Here is an 18,480-nt window from a genome sequence, read left to right as displayed (position 1 = left end):
TTTTTATAAAGGAGGAGCTTTATTGAAATCAGGAAAGATAATTAAAGTATCCGGACCACTTGTCGTAGCCTCTGGCATGGAAGATGCCAATGTCTATGACGTGGTAGAAGTTTCTAAAGACAAACTAATTGGTGAAGTTATTGAAATGAGAGGGGACAAGGCCTCTATTCAAGTATACGAAGAAACTACAGGCATAGGACCTGGAGATGAAGTTTATACAACAGGAGCACCCTTATCTGTAGAACTAGGACCTGGAATGATTGAGCAAATGTTTGATGGAATCCAAAGACCCCTAGTTGGACTTAGAGACGAAGCCGGAGACTTTCTAGAAAGAGGAGTCACAGTAAATCCTTTAAATAGAGATAAAAAATGGGAATTTAAAAAAGTTGCCAATCTTGGAGATGAAGTTGAACCAGGAGATGTTCTTGGTACAGTAGAAGAAACTCCAGTGGTAACTCACAAGATTATGGTTCCCAATGGAATAAAGGGAAGGGTCAAGGACATAAAAGAAGGTTCCTTTACAGTTGCTGATACAGTTGCAGTTATTGAAACTGAAGAGGGCGACAAGGAACTTAACATGATACAAAAGTGGCCTGTAAGAAAGGGAAGACCTTACAAGAAAAAGATTGACCCTAAGGAACCACTTATCACAGGACAAAGGGTAATTGATACCTTCTTCCCAATAACTAAGGGTGGTACTGCAGCTATACCAGGACCTTTTGGTTCAGGTAAGACAGTTGTACAACATCAACTTGCTAAGTGGGCAGATGCGCAAATAGTTGTGTATGTTGGTTGTGGCGAACGTGGAAACGAAATGACAGACGTACTTATGGAATTTCCAGAATTAATGGACCCAACTACTGGTGAATCTATTATGAAGAGGACAGTTCTCATTGCCAACACTTCTAACATGCCAGTTGCTGCTCGTGAAGCATCAATTTATACAGGAATAACAATTTCTGAATACTTTAGAGATATGGGATATTCTGTTGCCATGATGGCTGACTCAACATCTCGTTGGGCAGAGGCACTTCGTGAAATGTCTGGTCGTCTTGAAGAAATGCCTGGTGACGAAGGTTACCCAGCTTATCTTGCATCAAGAATTGCAGAATTTTATGAAAGAGCAGGACGTGTTCTTGTAAATGGTAAAGAAGAAAGAGAAGGTGCCTTATCAGTTATAGGTGCAGTTTCTCCTCCAGGTGGAGATATTTCTGAACCAGTTACACAAAACACACTTAGAATTGTAAAAATATTCTGGAAGCTCGACTATGACTTGTCATATCAAAGACACTTCCCAGCAATTAACTGGATAGATTCTTATTCTTTGTATCAACCAAAGATTGATGCTTATCTAGATGAAAATATAGACAGAAGATTTTCTAAACTTAGAAAGAGATCCATGGCACTTTTACAAGAAGAAACTTCTTTACTTGAAGTAGTAAGGCTTGTTGGTCGTGATTCACTTTCTGATGAAGATCAAATGAAGTTACACACAAGTAAGTCAATTCGTGAAGACTTCTTACAACAAAATGCCTTCCATGATGTCGATACCTTCTGTCCACTAGAAAAACAATTTAAGATGCTAGACACAATTCTTTACTTCTACGATAGGGGACAAGAAGCCCTTGTTAAGGGAGCTTACTTTAGCGAAATTGAAGAGCTTGAAGTTAAAGAAAACATAGCAAGAATGAAGTATGTCCCAAATGATGAGTTGGAAAAACTTGATGAAATAAAGGACAAAATTGATAGTCAACTTAAGAATTTAGTAGAGGTCGGTGATACAGATGCTTAAAGAATATAAATCAGTAACAGAAGTTGTTGGACCTCTTATGACTGTAGAAGGTGTAGAAGGTGCAGCCTATGAAGAATTAGTTGACATTGAGCTGCAAAATGGAGAAAAAAGACGTGGTCGTGTAATAGAAATCGAAGGCGACAAGGCCATGGTGCAAATCTTTGAAGGTTCCAGTGGAATCAACCTTAAGGACACAAGTGTTAGGTTCCTAGGTAAGCCTCTTGAACTTGGAGTTTCACCTGATATGATTGGTAGAGTTTTTGATGGACTTGGAGAACCAATTGATGATGGTCCAAAAATTATTCCAGAAGAAAAAATTGATATTAATGGTACTGCAATTAACCCAGTATCTAGAGACTACCCTTCAGAATTTATTCAAACAGGAGTATCTGTAATTGACGGACTTAACACTCTTGTTAGGGGACAAAAGCTTCCTATTTTCTCTGAAGCAGGACTTCCTCACAACGAACTTGCAGCTCAAATAGCAAGACAAGCGACAGTACTTTCTGGTGGAGACTTCGCCGTTGTCTTTGCAGCTATGGGTATTACCTTTGAAGAAGCTCAATACTTTATTGATGACTTCACAAAAACAGGAGCCATTGACAGAGCAGTTCTATTTATGAACCTTGCCAATGACCCAGCCATTGAAAGACTTGCAACACCAAAGATGGCCCTTACTGCAGCAGAATATTTAGCATTTGAACAAGGCAAGCACGTTCTTGTTATCTTAACAGATATGACAAACTATGCAGAAGCCCTAAGAGAAGTTTCCGCAGCAAGAAAAGAAGTTCCAGGTAGACGTGGTTACCCAGGTTATTTATACACAGACCTTGCAGGTATCTACGAAAGAGCTGGAAGAATTAAGGGTAGAGAAGGATCTATTACACAAATTCCTATCTTGACAATGCCAGAAGGGGATATCACTCACCCAATCCCTGACTTGACAGGTTATATCACAGAGGGACAAATAATCCTATCAACTCAATTATTTAAACAAGGTCTTGAACCACCAATTAACGCAATCCCATCCCTATCAAGACTTAAGGACAAGGGAATTGGTGAAGGAAAGACTCGTGAAGACCACGCAGATACAATGAACCAAATTTACGCTGCTTACACAGCAGGTAAGGAAGCAAAGGAACTTTCTGCAATTCTAGGGGAAACTGCCCTTACAGAAACTGACAAGGCCTTTGCACAATTTGCAGACATGTTTGAAAAACAATATGTATCTCAAGGTTTTGAAACAAATAGGTCTATACATGAAACCCTAAATCTAGGTTGGGAACTTCTATCTATAATTCCTAAGACAGAGCTAAAGAGAATTGACGACAAATTAATTGAAAAATATTTGGGCGATAAGGAGAATGAAGAGGAGGATTCTAAGGATCCTAAAAATTTAGAAAATGAGGGATTATAATGGCAAGACTAAATATAAACCCCACAAGGATGAACTTATCCATTCTAAAGACTAAACTTGAAACTTCAAAGAGAGGCCACAAACTTTTAAAGGACAAGCAAGATGAACTTATGAGACAGTTCATCACTCTTATCAAAGAAAATAAAAAGTTAAGACTTGAAGTTGAAGACAAACTTCAAGATTCCTTTAAGGCCTTCTTAATGGCATCAGCTGCCATGAGTCCAGAGATGTTAGAAGAAGCTATTGCCCTTCCAACGACAAAGACTCTTGTTGATATAAGAAAGAAAAATGTAATGTCTGTTGACGTGCCCGAGATGGAGTTTATCACAAAGAAGACATCAGAAGATGCTTCAAGATATCCCTATGGATATGCTCAGACAACTTCAGACCTTGACTCAGCAATAGATAATCTTACAGAAGTTATGGAAGAGTTGTTGACTCTAACTCAAAAAGAAAAGGCGTCCCAACTTCTTGCCAACGAAATTGAAAAAACAAGGAGAAGGGTAAACGCCCTTGAGTACAAAACAATTCCAGACCTAGAAGAAACTATAAAATATATTCGCTCAAAGCTTGATGAAAGTGAAAGAGCAAATATAACAAGGCTAATGAAGGTTAAGGACATCATCTCAAAGGAAGAGATGAAGGAAGAAAAATCTGAAAAAGTAAATGCAGAACTCGCATAAGAATAATAAAGCTAGAGAAAATTCTCTGGCTTTTTTCTTTTGTTGGTCCAAGAAAAACATAAAGCTACTTCTTATTAATTTGTTATACATTATTACAGACTCATCCATTAATTAAGAAAGGGCACTTATGTGTAAGTAAGCTAACTTTTGGTTATAAATAAATTATAGAAAAGAAATACGAGATAATGGAGAAGGAGGGAGATATGAAATTTTTACACACGATGATTAGGGTTAAAGACCTAGAAAGATCAGAAAAATTTTACAAAGAAGCACTGGGTTTTGTTGAATCAAGACGCAAGGACTTTCCAGAAGATGAATTCACACTTTTGTATTTAAAGTTAGAGGACTCACCCTTTGAATTAGAGTTAACTTATAACTACGATGGAAGAGATTACACAATTGGTGATGGATACGGTCACATTGCAATTTCTCATCCAGATATCAAATCCTTTAGAGAAGAATTAAAGGAGAAGGGATATGATGTAACAGAGCTTAAGGCTCTTTCTGACAAATCAGATTCCTACTTCTTTGTAAAAGACCCAGACGGATATAAAATTGAAGTAATTGGAGAAAAAAATAAATAAAGAATAACCACCTTGTGAAATAAAATTGAAGTGATCTACTCTAGTTAGTTTTTAAGTTCAACTTTTGGGGTCAGTTCAAATTTATAAGGTGGTTTTTTTTACATATTATTTTTTAATTTTGAATTTAATTTTTCTACGTCCCTTTTGAAAATTGTGTATTCAATAAACCAAATAGCAAGGTAGATTAAAAAGTAAGTAGCAAAGAAGATTGACAAGGATTGAAGGGATCTTTGAAACCAAAATAACTTATAACCAACAAAGCTTATTGTAAAGGCAGTTAAAAAGAAGTGGATGATTGTCCTTTTTAAAATAGAAAATTTTTCTTCTTTCCAAACAAGAGATGCAAGGCTAAAAACTATGCCAAGAAGTCCCGTAAGGCAGATGGAAGAAAGGCTTGCAGAGAATACAGAAGCAGAACTTTCTATTAAGTCAGGGTTAGCTAGGGTAAAACCCCCATCCAAAAAAATGTAGGACATAAAAATTGAAATGACAAGTAATACAAATTCACAAATTAAAATGCCATTTATAATTTGACTAACAATTTTTTTCATAAAATCACCTCATATACCAAGAGTTTCCTTAATTTTTTTCACATATCTTCGAGAGACAAAGGTTCTGGACTTATTTTTCATAATGACAGAAATAGTTCCCGAATAAGATAAATCAAAGCTATCGACTAAGTTTAGGTTAATTAGTTCAGAATTTTATATTCGCACAAACTTTTTTAGCTTTAAGTCATCTTCAAGTTGATAAATTCTTTTCTTTATCTGAAATTTTTCATCTATAGACTCAGCAAAAACTTTTGAATCCTCTGTATAAATCCTATAAATCTTGCTGGGATTTAAAATTTTAATCTTCTCGCCAAGATGGGCAAGCAAAATATTATCAGAATTTTCTAGGACAAAGGACTTAAGCCTTAAAACTTCTTCCGTAAGTTTATCAGTATAAACCACAGCCTTGGGCAACTTAAAATTTTCATCTATTTTAATTTCAAAATCCATTTCCGACCTCCTTTACTTATAATATAAATCATTGTGAAGAAAAGTAAATAAAACTTATCTAAGTGGTCGAAAATTTAATGTAAGTGGAAAAATAAAAGAGTTTCTAAATTCATTTCATAAAAATTACAAAGATAATAAAGGCAATAAATAAATTAAAATTGGGTAAACTAATACAGAGGTGTTTAAATGAAGAAAATTTTATTATATGGGTTAGATATTGAAAAGACAAAAATCACTGAAGAAGTTGCAAGGGACTTTGGAATTGAATTAAATAAAATAAACAAGGAAAATCTAGAAGAAAAAGTTGGAGAACTTTTCCAGGAAGACCTAAGCAAAAATGAAAGCCTTGAAGCAGAAGAAAAGCTTATGGTTTTTCCAGACATGGATAGGGAAGAGCTTCGTGACTTCTTACTAAGTCTTAAAGACAGAGGAGTTATGGTGGACCACAAGTGTGTCTTAACAAAGACTAATGCAGAATGGACCTTTGGATTTTTAATGGGACACATTGCAGATGAGCACAGGGTGGTAACTAAATTTAGAGAACTTGGTGGACTCGTTAAACTTGCCCTTGAAAAACTCGAAAAAGGAATAGACCAAGACTTAAAGGACCTTGTTGATAGGGCTATGGAAAATAGAGACAGAGAACTTGACGAAGAAAAAATCGACAAGGACATAAGGGACTTAAGAGAAAAATTAAATATAAAATAAGCTTAGGCCCAGAGATTTCTGGTTATTTTAAAATTGAGTTTATAAAGTGAAAAAATCAAAAGAAAACCTCGATGTTTTTATTACACCGAGGTTTTTTATTTTTATGTCTTATAATAATCTAAATTTAAAATTCTGTTATGTCGTAGATGTCCATGTTTTCTTCATGGAATTTTTTGTTTTTAACTGCTACTCTTGCTGCTAGGGTGTCAAGGGATGTCACTATGTCGATGCCGTATTCTGTAGCCATTCTTCTAATTTTGAATCCGTCTCTTGTTGAGTCGCCACCCTTTGTTGGAGTGTTAACTACTAAGTCGATTTCGCCATTTCTTATTACATCAAGGATGTTTGGTCTTGGATCGTTAATCTTGCCAACTTCTTTTGCATCAATTCCTGCTTCTTTTAAGAATTTGCAAGTTCCCTTTGTTGCCACAATCTTGTAGCCCATTTCATTCATTGTCTTAGCGATTCCTAAGAATTCTTCCTTGTCGTTGTCATTTACAGTTGCAAGTACACGAGAGGCCTTGTCCTCTATTGCAGAGCCTCCTGCCAAGAAGCCCTTGAAAAGTGCTTCGTCAATATCTTTTCCAACTCCAAGAACTTCGCCAGTGGATTTCATTTCAGGTCCAAGAGAAATTTCTACCCTGTTGAGTTTTGACATGGAGAATACTGGTACCTTTACAGCTATTAGTTTTGGTTCTTTGTAAATTCCTGTACCATAACCAAGGTCTTTTAACTTTTCGCCAAGCATTGTCTTTGTTGCAAGGTCAACTATTGGCACTCCAGAAACCTTTGAGATGTAAGGAACTGTTCTTGATGCACGAGGATTTACTTCTATGATGTAAAGGTCATTTTTGTATTCAATGAATTGGATGTTAATCATGCCCTTAACGTGAAGTGCTTTGGCAATTTTCTTTGTGTAGTCAAGAATCTTGTCTTTGATTTCACTGGAGATGTTAATGCTTGGATAAATTGTTATTGAGTCGCCAGAGTGGACTCCAGCTCTTTCAAGGTGTTCCATGATTCCTGGTATTAATACATCTTCGCCATCAGAAATTGCATCAACTTCGATTTCACGACCTACTAGGTACTTGTCAATTAGGACTGGGTTAATTGCATCTCTTTCGAAGGCACTCTTTAGGTAAGTCATAAGGCTGTTTTCGTCATAAGTTATTTGCATACCTTGACCACCAAGTACATAGGATGGTCTAACAAGTAGTGGGTAGCCAAGTTCCTTTGCAGTTTCAAGTCCCTCTTTTATATTAAAGACTCCATGGCCCTTAGGTCTGTTGATCTTTAATTCTTCAAGCATTTCATCAAACTTTTCTCTGTCTTCAGCCCTGTCAATGTCTTCGAAGTCTGTTCCAAAGATATTTACCTTTTGTTCGTGAAGATATTTTGCAAGTTTAATTGCAGTTTGACCACCAAAGGCTAGGATAACTCCCATAGGTTTTTCTGTGTCAATTATTGATTTAACTTCTTCTTCTGTAAGGGGTTCAAAGTAAAGCTTGTCTGATGTGTCGAAGTCAGTTGAAACAGTTTCTGGGTTGTTGTTTATTGTAATTGTTTCGATTCCCATTTTGATTAAGGCCTTGATTGCGTGAACACTGCAGTAGTCGAACTCAATACCTTGACCAATTCTTATTGGGCCAGATCCTATTACAATTATTTTTTTCTTGTCAGAAATTATATTTTCGTCTGTCTTTTCATAAGTTGAGTAATAGTAGGCACCGTTTTTTCTAAAAGGAGATGTGTCTACTCTTCTATAGTTAGGAAGGATCTTGTTCTTAATACGAAGGTCTACTACCTTATCAATATCTACGCCAAGAGCAGAAGCAATAGTCTTGTCTGAGAAGCCTAGCTTCTTAAGCTTAGATAATTCTTCAGGAGTCATTGTGTCAAGGCTTAACTTCTTAAGATTTTCTTCTTCGTGAACAATATTTTCGATTTTTTCCAAGAAGTAGAGGTCAATGCCTGTTATGTCGTGAATCATTTCAATAGAAAGACCACGTCTAATGATTTCTGCAACATCAAATAGTCTTTCATCATCAGGGAATTTTATTCTCTTCTTTAATTCTTCAGTAGTCCTTTCTTCAGAAAACTTTGATTCAAGAGAGAATTTGGAAATTTCAAGAGATCTTATACCCTTTAAGAGGGCTTCTTCAAAGGATGAGCCAATTGACATAACTTCGCCAGTTGCCATCATCTTTGTGCCAAGCTTTCTATTGGCATACTTGAACTTGTCGAAAGGCCATTTAGGAATTTTAACAACTACATAGTTACAAGAAGGTTCGTAAGTTTCTATTGTTTCGCCAGTAGTTTCATTTTGGATTTCATTTAGATTTAAGCCAAGGGCAATCTTTGTTGCAATTCTTGCTATTGGGTAGCCTGTTGCCTTTGATGCAAGAGCAGATGAACGAGAAACCCTTGGGTTAATTTCTATGACTGCATAATCAAGAGTTTCAGGGTTAAGAGCAAGTTGGACATTACAAGCGCCAACAACATTTACATTTTCTACTATATTTAAGGCAGAATTCTTTAACTTTTGTAGAACATCCTTATCAAGACTTTGGCAAGGGGCAACAACTATGGAGTCTCCTGTGTGAACTCCAACTGGGTCTACATTTTCCATATCGCAGACAATAATTTTTTCGCCGGCAGAGTCTCTTATTACCTCAAACTCAATTTCCATCCAGCCACGAATAGATTTTTCAAGAAGACATTCATTTACTGGGCTAAGGCTAAGACCGTGAGATAAAACTTCAACAAGTTCTTCTTCGTCGTAAGCAAAGCCGCCTCCAGTTCCTCCTAGAGTGTAGGCAGGTCTAACAACAAGCGGGTAACCAATTTTCTTTGCAAGTGCTTTACCTTCTTCAAGGCTTGTTGCAATTTCAGATTCAATAATCGGTTCTCCAATCTCTTGCATTGTCTTTCTAAAAATATCTCTGTCTTCGCCCTTCTTTATGGCATCAATATCAGTACCAATAATTTTTATTCCATACTTGTCAAGAATTCCACGTTTGTCTAGTTCAAGGGTCATGTTAAGACCAGTTTGTCCACCCATACCAGCTATTAATGAGTCAGGTCTTTCCTTTTTTATAATTTTTTCAATAAAGGAAATGGTAATTGGTTCGATGTAAATCTTATCGGCAACACCCTTGTCTGTCATAATAGTAGCAGGATTTGAGTTTACAAGAACAGTTTCAACTCCATTATTCTTTAGAGTTTCGCAAGCTTGTGTACCTGAGTAGTCAAACTCAGCAGCCTGACCTATGACAATGGGTCCAGATCCTATTACTAGCGTCTTCTTAATTGAATTATCTCTTGGCATTTTTTTCTCCTTTTTCCAAATAAAAGATCAAACATTCTTAAAAATGGGCAAAAAAAATTTATGTAATTAAATTTGCTCAAAAAAAAATCATGCACAAGGACATGATTAACGTCAGTCCTTGGACTGATTTTTTATTTTTTTATCTTTAACATTAAATCACTTTTTAGATTCAATTGCAAGAACTTTTTATAAATTAAAAAATATTTTTATTAACTAGCTTTGAGGACGTAATAAAATTTTATTTGTGAATTTATATTATTTAATTAAGAAATATAAGCTTACAAAAACTTATAAAGGAGAAGAAGACCTTAGGGTCATAATAAAATATGAGCTAATCAATATTTATAGATTTGTAAAAATTTATGAAGTCTCAAAAATCTATAAAGTCGTAAAAGTTTACAAAGCAACAAAAATTTATAAAGTCGCAAAGGATGAAAAAGTAGTAGGACTTTATGAAGTAATAAAAGTTAAAAAGTAGTAAGACTTTGTAAAGTCCCATAGGGTTAGAAATGGCCTCTAGCCATTAAATTGACAAGCAAATCTCCTATTGATATAATTATTTAGATTTTATTCAATGATTAAGTTTTTATCAAATGAAAGATGATGATTATGAAAATTTTACACCTATTAAATTATGTTGGTAGGGGAGGTAGCGAAAGCTACATTAAAAATTTAATAAATACTGGGTCAGACTTTGACCACCAGCTTCTTTACAATATTGATGGAGGTGGAGTCAAAGACTTCCAAGACTTGGGAGTAAAAACTATCCAATGCCCTATGAAGTCTCCCTTGGATTTAAGGGCATCAAAATTTTTAAAAAATTATGTGAAGAGAAATGACATAGACCTTGTTCACACACATTTTATGAGAGAAAATGGAATTGCTTTTCTATCCAAGATCCTTGGCATGAAGGTCCCTGTGATAAATACAAGGCACATGGTATCACAGATTTCAAAAAAATCTGTCTTCTTAAATAAAATATTTTTCACAAAGAATGAAAAAATTATTGGAGTTTCTTCTCTCGTAAAGGAAAGACTAATAGAAGAAGGTGCTAAGGAAGATAAAATCCTAGTCCTTCCACCACCAATCCCACTGATCAATCAAGTTGAGCCTCTTAAGAAGGAAAAAGATGAAAAGTGGATACTTTCTCTTGGAAGATTTTCTGAAGAAAAGGGAATTCTTTTTTTTATTGATGGACTCAATGAATTATTTAAAGAAATTGATAATGTAAGGGCATTGATAATTGGTTATGGAGACCTTGAAGATCAGATGAAAAAGAAAATTCATAACTACAAGCTCCAGGATAAAATTGAGATTGTTGGTTACAGGTCGAGACCCTTTGATTATTTAGCTGCAGCTGACCTATATGTCAATCACTCTAAGGAAGAGGCTTTTGGTCTATCTATTGTTGAGGCAGGATATTGTGGGGCTCCTCTACTTATAACAAGTAATTGTGGAGCAAGAGATTATTTTAATGAAGAAAATGGATCTGCCAAGACTTTTCAATATGGTAATCTTGAAGAATTTAAAGAAAAAGCCCTTGAGATTTTAACAAAGGATGATCTTGCAAATAGTCTTAAGGTCAATGCCAAAAAAATTTTGGATAAAGACCTAAATCAAAGACAAGTTATTAAAAACATAGAAAGTTTATATGAAGGAGTAATAAGTGAAAGCAGGAAAAATTAAAATTTTAGATATTATTTTTGTAATTTTGTTAGCAATTTTTTTAGTAATTGTATTCAAACAAAAATCTTCTAAAGATATAGATGTGGCTGACACAAAAGTAGTCTTGGCCATAGAAGCAGATGAAACTGAGGTCTTTAACAAGGACGTGCCAAAGATTGGTGACAAGGTTATTGACAAGAGAAGAAACACTGAAATTGGAGTTGTAAAAGATATTCAAGTAAAAGAAGCAATAGACAACCCCATGTCTGAATACACTGGAATAGAAAATGGTAGAGAAAAGGATTCTGCCTTTATTTCAATGAGATTTTTAGTAAATTCTAAGGCTAATATCAAGGATGATGGTATTTATATAGATGGATTTAACTATCTTCTTGGTGATGAATTAACACTTACTATTGGCGATTTACAAATTTATGCAAAGATTAAGAACCTTGAGGTGAATAAATGAAATTAAAATTTAAATTTATAGATTTATTTATAATACTTGCCTGCATTGGGGCTGGAATTCTTTTTGTTAATAGGATGAACCTAGCAGATGGACGTAGCCAAGTCCTACAAAATGATGAAAAGGCAGAGATAACTATGGCGGTTCCCTTTATTGAAAGTGAAATAATTGACCACTTAAAGGTTGGGGACCCAGTTAAGGATGTTATGGCAAATAATCCTATTGGAAAGGTAAAAAATATTGAAGTAAGTGAAATTGATTCTAGGGACTTTAGCTTTGAAGGGAAGGTTCTTAAATTTGACGATCATCTTTACAAGAGAGCCATTATAACTATTGAAGCCAATGGCAAGAAAACTGATAAGGGAATCCTAATAGGACAAACAAATTATTTTACAGGACAAACTAATACCTTTGGAGCTGGATTAGTAAAGCTTTTTAACGTAAGGATATCTGGCATAAAGTATCTTGGTGAGTAAAATGACAAAATTTTTTGACTTGCTTAGATTTAATTTAGATTACAATGCCTGGGACGAGTCTCTAATAAGAAAGCTTCTACTTAGAATTCGCTTATTCTTTGAAAATATTTTTGTTAAAATCTTAGATTTTTTAAAGGAAAAAAGTTTTTTATTTGGACTTTTAGAGAGCCTATCAGGGCACATAAATATAATAATTGCCCTTAGTCTTATATTTATAAGTATAGTTCCCTTTAACTTGTGGTCCAACCTTTACTTATACCTAATAGTTTTTATCTTGTGGATCTTAAATTTATATAGAAAGGATGATAAAAAAAGACTTGCCTTTGATGACTTCTTAGTTTTATTTATACTTACAATAGGTCTTTCTACAGTCTTTTCAATTTATCCAAGATTAAGTCTTAAGTATACAGTAAATTATTTTTCAATATTTTTATTTTATGCAATTTTTATTAATAACATTAGGACTCGCAAGGATTTATTTCAAATATTGACTGCCCTAACTGTGGCCACTCTACTTGTAAGCTTTTTTGGACTCCTACAAAAATTTGTAATTGGAGTTTCTGTCGACCTTTCACAAACAGATACCTCCATAAGCCAAGAACTAAGTGGAAGAATTTATTCAACTATGGGAAACCCAAATGTCTTAGGAGAATACTATCTTTTGACAGTGCCTCTAATAGTTGCTAACTTTTTAAAAAATGAAAACAAGTATATAAAAATTCTTTCAGCCCTTACAATTTTAATTTCCATGTTTGTCCTTTTGACAACTGGATCAAGGTCTGCTTGGGCATCCTTTGCCATTTGTGTTTTTGTATTCACCTTGCTTTACAATCCAAGGCTATTGCCTGTATTTTTTATGCTTGGCTTGATTTTATTTTTCTTCTTGCCAGGAAATATACAAATAAGGCTTATGTCAATCTTTAATAAGAGTGACTCTTCCATTAACTATAGAAAGTATATTTATGAAAGTGCAAATATTATGAAGAAGAATTTTGCAAAGCTAGGCGGGGTAGGACTGGGCAATGAAGTCTTCCAGGCTGCCTTTGAGAACTACAAGGCACCACAACTAACTAAGGTTGCTCACTGTCATAACCTCTATCTTCAACTCTTGATAGAAATTGGAGCCTTTGGACTCTTCTTCCTAATAGGACATATTATTAAGTTATTTTCAAAAATCTTAATTAGTTTTAAAGAATTTAGAGAAAAAAATCCTGCTATTAGCCTTGTTCAATATGGAGGCATAGCGGCAATATGTGGATTTATGGTAATGAGTTTCGCAGATTATACATGGTTTTACCTTAGAATTGTGAGCTTATTCTTTATAAATCTTGCAATTTTAAAAGCTTCATTAAATATAGAAAATTAATTTTTTGTAGGGTTAAGTAGTTGTAAGCCAGCTATTTAACCTTATATCATATTTATATAAAATGCAGGATGAAGAAAGGAAATAATTTGAACAATAATAAAAGTAAGATAGAACTCTTTATAAAAAGGGGGAAGAACAATGATTAAGGTTCTCCATTTAATATCTGGTGGAGATAATGGTGGTGCCAAGACCCATATCTTTAACTTGATGAAGGGACTTGAGGGCAAGGTAGATGCCAAAATCATCTGCTTTACAAAAACTGAATTTTATGATGAGGCAGTGGAAAGAGGAATTGACATAGAAGTCTTTTACCAAGAAAAAAGATCAGACCTTTCTGTTGTTTCAAAAATAAGAGACCTAATCATAAATGAAAATTATGATTTAGTCCATGCTCATGGTGCTCGTGCCAATTTTATTTGTATGTTTCTCAAAAATAAAATTGACATACCAATGTTAACTACTATCCATTCAGACTACAAGTTGGACTTCAAGGACAGCTTTTATAAAAACTTAATTTTTACAAGCCTTAACAAGCTTGCCTTAAAAAAGTTTGATTACTACATCTGTGTAAGTGATACCTTTAAGAGGATGCTTATAAAGAGAGGATTTAAAAGAAGAAATATTTATGTTCTCTACAACGGGATTGACACTGAAGAAAAAATCGACTACCTTCCAAAGGCAAGCTTTTTTGAAAAATACAAAATAAATTACAATGGCGAGCTAGTTGTAGGAATAGTTGCTAGACTTGACAAGGTTAAAGATCATGAAACTTTTGTAAGAGCCTGCAAGGAAATCCTAGATAAGAATACAGACATAATCTTCTTAATAGCTGGTGGTGGACCAGAAAAAACAAGGATTGAAGAACTCTTAAGGGAATATGGAATAGAGGACAAGGTCCACATGCTTGGCTTTGTAAAGGATAAGTATAGCCTCTTCAATGCCATGGACGTAAATGTCCTTACAAGTATTTCAGAATCCTTCCCTTATGTAATCTTAGAGGCAGCTCTTTTAAAAGTTCCAACCATTGCAACAAGAGTTGGGGGAATACCAAAAATTGTCATCGATGAAAAGACAGGATTTTTATTTGAAGTTGGAGATTCAAAAAAACTATCTGAAAGCATTTTAAAAATCTATAATGATAGAAAACTTTTAGAAGATCTTGGTGAAAACCTAAATAATTTTGTGAAATCAGACTATTCACACAATGCCATGGGAGAAAAACAATTTGAGATTTACAAGGATATTTTAAAGAAGACAAATCCCCAAGAAAATAATAAAACAGAGTGATCTTATGAAAAAAATTGTAGTATCAGGATACTTTGGCTTTGATAATTCTGGCGATGATGCCATCTTAAAAGCTATGGTGGATGATTTTAAAAAATTAAATATTGATTTAGAGATGACAGCACTCTCAAACAATCCTGAGAAGACGAGACAGGTTTATGAAATAGGAGCAGTAAATAGATTTTCTTTTAGTGAAGTTCGCAGAGCTTTAAAAGATGCTGACTTGCTCTTGTCAGGTGGTGGATCTCTTTTACAAGACATCACTTCCACGAGGTCTATTATCTACTACCTTTCTGTTATTATCTTGGCGAAATTCCTAAGAAAGAAAGTTTACATCTATGCCAATGGTATAGGGCCAATAGATAAGAAATCAAATAGGATATTGACAAGGTGGGTCCTCAACAAGGTAAACTACATTACCCTAAGAGACGACTTGTCCTATAAGTTTGTGAGAGACTTGGGAGTTACAAACGAAAATATAGAAGTAACAGCTGACCCAGTCTTTACCCTTGAAGCAGCAGGAGAAGATAGGGTTGAAGAAATCTTAAAAAGTGAAAAGATTAAGATTACAGACAAGACTATAGGTTTTTGTATAAGGGATCAGAAAAATATTGACGAGATAAAAGACAAGTTTGCAGTAACAATTGATAAACTCATAGAAGCTGGCTACGACATCCTACTTGTTCCCTTCCACAATCCAAGAGACAACATCTACTCAAGTGAAGTTGCTGAAAGATGCCGTCATAAGGGCAGTGTCATGCTAATAGAAAATACCTACTCAGCAGGAGACTTAATGGGGATTTTTAAAAAATTAAAACTCCTTGCAGCCATGAGACTTCACTCACTTGTTTATGCAGCAAGTGTTGACCTTCCAATGGTGGGAATAATTTACGACCCAAAAGTAGAAGCCATGGTAAAAGAACTTGGCATCGAAGAAGCAGTTGACGTAGAGAACTTCACTCCAGAAGAACTTTTTGACAAAACAAAATTAGCTCTTGAAAACTTAGAAGAAAGAAGAAAAGTTTTAAGTCAAAGGACAGAAGAGATGAAACAAGAATCAAAGAGAAACGTGGAGATAGCCTTGGACTTGTTAGGTGAAGAAAAACTTATAAGATAAAAGTAAAAAACTTTTTTAAATTAGGAGTCAGGGAACTGACTTCTTTTTTTTATTGCAGAAATTTATTTTTGTATTAGACTATATGTTGGTGGTTAATATGAAATTAAAATCTTATGAAAACTTGCACGAAACTTTTTTAGTATTAATATTTATAACTTTGGCAGGAGGCTTTCAAGATGCATATTCCTATCTAATGAGAGGTAAGGTCTTCGCCAACGCACAGACAGGGAATATAGTTCTCCTCTTTAAAAACATAGTGGACTTAAATTTTAAAGAATCCATAGCTTACTTAATCCCAGTTTTATCCTTTGTGCTTGGTGTTTACGTTGCAGTTCGTTTTGAAGATGCAATAGAAAAAAGAGTCCTCCACTGGCGACAATATATAATTGGTTTTGAAATTATAATTATGATTGTGGTTGCTATGATCCCAGAGAACTTAAATAATTTAGCTAACGCATTACTATCTTTTTCTTGTGCCATGCAAGTCTATTCCTTTAAAAAAATTTACGGACTTAGCTTTGCAACAACAATGTGCATTGGAAACTTAAGATCAGCGACAGAAAATCTTTCCAAGTATCACATCACAAGACAAGATGTATATTTGGAAAATGCTAAGAAGTATTACGCAGTTATATTTGTCTTTGGAATGGGAGCAGCCCTTGGCTACTTAACATCAAATAGATTGGGCTTTAAGTCCATCTTAATAGCAGCAGGCCTTTTAACAATTTCCTTCTTTATTTTATTCTTAGAAGACCGAGGGGATATTTAAGTACACTTGATAGGACTAGAGTTTTAAGTTTACTTCATAAATTTAAAAATATTAATAAAAAAATATTAGATTTTTTAAAATTTTATAAAAATAAATTTTCAGCCTGACTTAAGTCAGGTTTTTTTAAATTCAAAACACTTTAGACTGATAGGAGTTAAAATGGCAAAAGTTTTATACTTTTACAAGCTTATAAAAACTAGATTTTTACAAATAAAAGCTAAAAACAAAAAACTATAAATTCATAGAATATGTTAATTTCAAACTTATCTGAAGTATATTTAAATTACTAAATTAACAATTCCATATTTAGACATGTAAAATTATTGTATTTATTTTTTAGAAAATATGAAAATTAAATCATATTTCCATTGTATTTTGCCATTTAATGTGATAAAATCTCTATAATTTATAAACCAATATTAAATAAATTAGAAGAGGTGTAAAAAATGAAAAAATTTAAAGGGTTTATGGGAATCATGCTTTTAATGATTATGGCAATGGCATTCGCTGGATGTCAAAAAGTTGATAACGGAGCTGCAAAGGAAGGCAAAGAAGCTTCCACAACTGCAGAAGCAGGACAAAAAGCAAAGTTTGAAACTCTAAAAGACGGCGAAGAATATCACATCGGAATTGTTACTGGTACAGTATCTCAAGCTGAAGATGAGTTTCGTGCTGCTGAAAAAGCAATTGAACTTTACGGCTCTGCTGATAATGGTGGAATTATTAAACACGATACTTATCCAGACAGATTTGAAGCTGAACAAGAAACTACAATTTCTAAAATCGTTGCTATGGCAGACGATCCTCTAATGAAGGCTGTTATTGTTAACCAATCAGTTCCAGGAACTGTTGCAGCATTTAACCAAATTAGAGAAAAAAGACCTGATATCCTTCTTGTAAACTTAGTTGCTCAAGAAGATACAGTAATGGTAGAAAATGCGTCTGACCTTGTAATGGATGCTGACAACGTATCAAGAGGATATAGAATTATAGCTGCTGCTAAAGAAATGGGAGCTACTAAATTTGCTCACATTACTTTCCCAAGACACATGTCTATTGAACTTCTTGCTCTTAGACGTGCAATCATGGAAGAAGCTTGTAAGGACCTAGGACTTGAATTTATTTCATTAAACGCACCAGATCCTACAACTGATATTGGTGTTCCAGGAGCGCAACAATATATCGCAGAAAATATCCAACCTTGGATCGACAAGTATGGTAAAGACACTGCTTTCTTCTGTACAAATGACGCCCACACTGAACCACTTCTTAGAGGTGTTGCAGCTGGTGGAGCAATCTTTGTAGAACAAGACTTACCATCTCCAATTATGGGTTACCCTAAGGCATTCTCAGTAGACATCCAAAACATGGCTGGAGACTGGAAGGCAATTAACGCTGCTGTTGAAAAAGCAGTTATCGAAAAAGGTGGAGACAAGAGAATGGGTACTTGGGCATACTCTCTAGGTTATTCATTAACTCTTGGTGCTGTTGACCACGTTATGGAAGTTCTTAAGGGTCAAGGCGAACTTCTTAACCAAGAACAAATCCTTGCTTCTATTCAAAAATACACTGAAGGTGCAAAATGGATGGCTGAAAACTATATAGACAGAGCTACTGGAGAAACTAAGGACAACCACTTCTTACTAGCTCAAGACACTTATGTATATGGTAGAGGATACCTAGGCATGGATAAGATTAAAGTTCCTGAAAAATATCTAAACCTAAACGTAGACTTAGATGCTATTAAGGAAGCTCAAGAAAATGCAGAAGGAAAAGCTGAATAATTAAATTATTCTAAAACATTAACAAATAAGTAAATATCTT

15 protein-coding genes and 1 pseudogene are annotated in these 18,480 nt (G+C 34.4%); 13 read left to right on the top strand and 3 right to left on the bottom strand.

Going from position 1 to position 18,480, the window contains the following annotated elements:
- Positions 1 to 22 precede the first annotated feature (22 nt).
- The 4 genes from M9426_RS01220 (at position 23) to gloA (ending at position 4,476) form a co-directional block, all read left to right on the top strand.
- Positions 23 to 1,792, top strand: a complete 1,770-nt coding sequence (locus M9426_RS01220) for a V-type ATP synthase subunit A (RefSeq protein ID WP_148465771.1) — start codon at positions 23 to 25, stop codon at positions 1,790 to 1,792.
- The gene (locus M9426_RS01215; protein ID WP_250342203.1) at positions 1,785 to 3,209 is read left to right on the top strand and encodes a V-type ATP synthase subunit B; all 1,425 of its coding nucleotides are present in this window, start codon (positions 1,785 to 1,787) and stop codon (positions 3,207 to 3,209) included. Before M9426_RS01220 ends, M9426_RS01215 begins: the two co-directional genes overlap by 8 nt.
- Entirely contained in the window at positions 3,209 to 3,892 is a 684-nt protein-coding gene (locus M9426_RS01210) for a V-type ATP synthase subunit D (RefSeq protein WP_148465773.1), read from the top strand. The genes M9426_RS01215 and M9426_RS01210 overlap by 1 nt, the downstream gene beginning before the upstream one ends.
- Positions 3,893 to 4,095: 203 nt before the next feature.
- The gene (gene gloA, locus M9426_RS01205; RefSeq protein WP_222847456.1) at positions 4,096 to 4,476 is read left to right on the top strand and encodes a lactoylglutathione lyase; all 381 of its coding nucleotides are present in this window, start codon (positions 4,096 to 4,098) and stop codon (positions 4,474 to 4,476) included.
- Positions 4,477 to 4,574: 98 nt separating this feature from the next.
- Here the strand turns inward: gloA and M9426_RS01200 are convergent, their stop codons facing one another.
- Positions 4,575 to 5,027 (bottom strand): DUF3021 domain-containing protein, encoded by a 453-nt coding sequence (locus tag M9426_RS01200; RefSeq protein ID WP_148465777.1) that lies wholly within the window; start codon positions 5,025 to 5,027, stop codon positions 4,575 to 4,577.
- A 9-nt stretch (positions 5,028 to 5,036) separates the two neighbouring features.
- A pseudogene (locus tag M9426_RS01195) lies at positions 5,037 to 5,477 on the bottom strand (LytTR family DNA-binding domain-containing protein).
- A gap of 186 nt (positions 5,478 to 5,663) precedes the next feature.
- On the opposite strand from M9426_RS01195, the gene M9426_RS01190 reads away from it, so the two are divergent.
- Positions 5,664 to 6,185 carry a DUF3783 domain-containing protein gene (locus tag M9426_RS01190; protein WP_250342202.1) on the top strand — a complete coding sequence of 174 codons (522 nt, stop codon included), beginning with the start codon at positions 5,664 to 5,666 and terminating at the stop codon, positions 6,183 to 6,185.
- 124 nt (positions 6,186 to 6,309) lie between these two features.
- Here M9426_RS01190 and carB read toward each other — a convergent pair whose 3' ends face one another.
- Positions 6,310 to 9,513 carry a carbamoyl-phosphate synthase large subunit gene (gene carB / locus M9426_RS01185; protein WP_250342201.1) on the bottom strand — a complete coding sequence of 1,068 codons (3,204 nt, stop codon included), beginning with the start codon at positions 9,511 to 9,513 and terminating at the stop codon, positions 6,310 to 6,312.
- A 609-nt stretch (positions 9,514 to 10,122) separates the two neighbouring features.
- Between carB and M9426_RS01180 the strand changes: the two genes are divergently transcribed.
- The 8 genes from M9426_RS01180 to M9426_RS01145 all read left to right on the top strand — a co-directional run bounded on the left by M9426_RS01180 (position 10,123) and on the right by M9426_RS01145 (position 18,440).
- A complete protein-coding gene (locus M9426_RS01180; protein ID WP_250342200.1) occupies positions 10,123 to 11,199 on the top strand; it encodes a glycosyltransferase family 4 protein in 1,077 nt (358 codons plus the stop codon).
- On the top strand, positions 11,180 to 11,647 hold the full coding sequence (locus M9426_RS01175) for a DUF4330 family protein (RefSeq protein WP_195443984.1): 468 nt from the start codon (positions 11,180 to 11,182) through the stop codon (positions 11,645 to 11,647). The genes M9426_RS01180 and M9426_RS01175 overlap by 20 nt, the downstream gene beginning before the upstream one ends.
- On the top strand, positions 11,644 to 12,120 hold the full coding sequence (locus M9426_RS01170) for a DUF4330 domain-containing protein (protein WP_250342199.1): 477 nt from the start codon (positions 11,644 to 11,646) through the stop codon (positions 12,118 to 12,120). The genes M9426_RS01175 and M9426_RS01170 overlap by 4 nt, the downstream gene beginning before the upstream one ends.
- 1 nt (position 12,121) lies before the next feature.
- Entirely contained in the window at positions 12,122 to 13,486 is a 1,365-nt protein-coding gene (locus M9426_RS01165) for an O-antigen ligase family protein (RefSeq protein WP_250342198.1), read from the top strand.
- Positions 13,487 to 13,624: 138 nt separating this feature from the next.
- Positions 13,625 to 14,773 carry a glycosyltransferase gene (locus M9426_RS01160; RefSeq protein WP_250342197.1) on the top strand — a complete coding sequence of 383 codons (1,149 nt, stop codon included), beginning with the start codon at positions 13,625 to 13,627 and terminating at the stop codon, positions 14,771 to 14,773.
- Between the two features lie 4 nt (positions 14,774 to 14,777).
- Positions 14,778 to 15,887, top strand: a complete 1,110-nt coding sequence (csaB, locus tag M9426_RS01155; protein ID WP_195443994.1) for a polysaccharide pyruvyl transferase CsaB — start codon at positions 14,778 to 14,780, stop codon at positions 15,885 to 15,887.
- Positions 15,888 to 15,984: 97 nt separating this feature from the next.
- Positions 15,985 to 16,656 carry a YoaK family protein gene (locus tag M9426_RS01150; protein WP_060800389.1) on the top strand — a complete coding sequence of 224 codons (672 nt, stop codon included), beginning with the start codon at positions 15,985 to 15,987 and terminating at the stop codon, positions 16,654 to 16,656.
- 446 nt (positions 16,657 to 17,102) lie between these two features.
- The gene (locus M9426_RS01145) at positions 17,103 to 18,440 is read left to right on the top strand and encodes a DUF3798 domain-containing protein (protein ID WP_060800388.1); all 1,338 of its coding nucleotides are present in this window, start codon (positions 17,103 to 17,105) and stop codon (positions 18,438 to 18,440) included.
- The last annotated feature ends 40 nt before the right edge of the window (positions 18,441 to 18,480 follow it).

It is taken from the genome of Peptoniphilus genitalis (assembly GCF_023614525.1).
Lineage (GTDB): Bacteria > Bacillota > Clostridia > Tissierellales > Peptoniphilaceae > Peptoniphilus_A > Peptoniphilus_A genitalis.
This window is presented reverse-complemented; position numbering and strand designations above follow the sequence as displayed.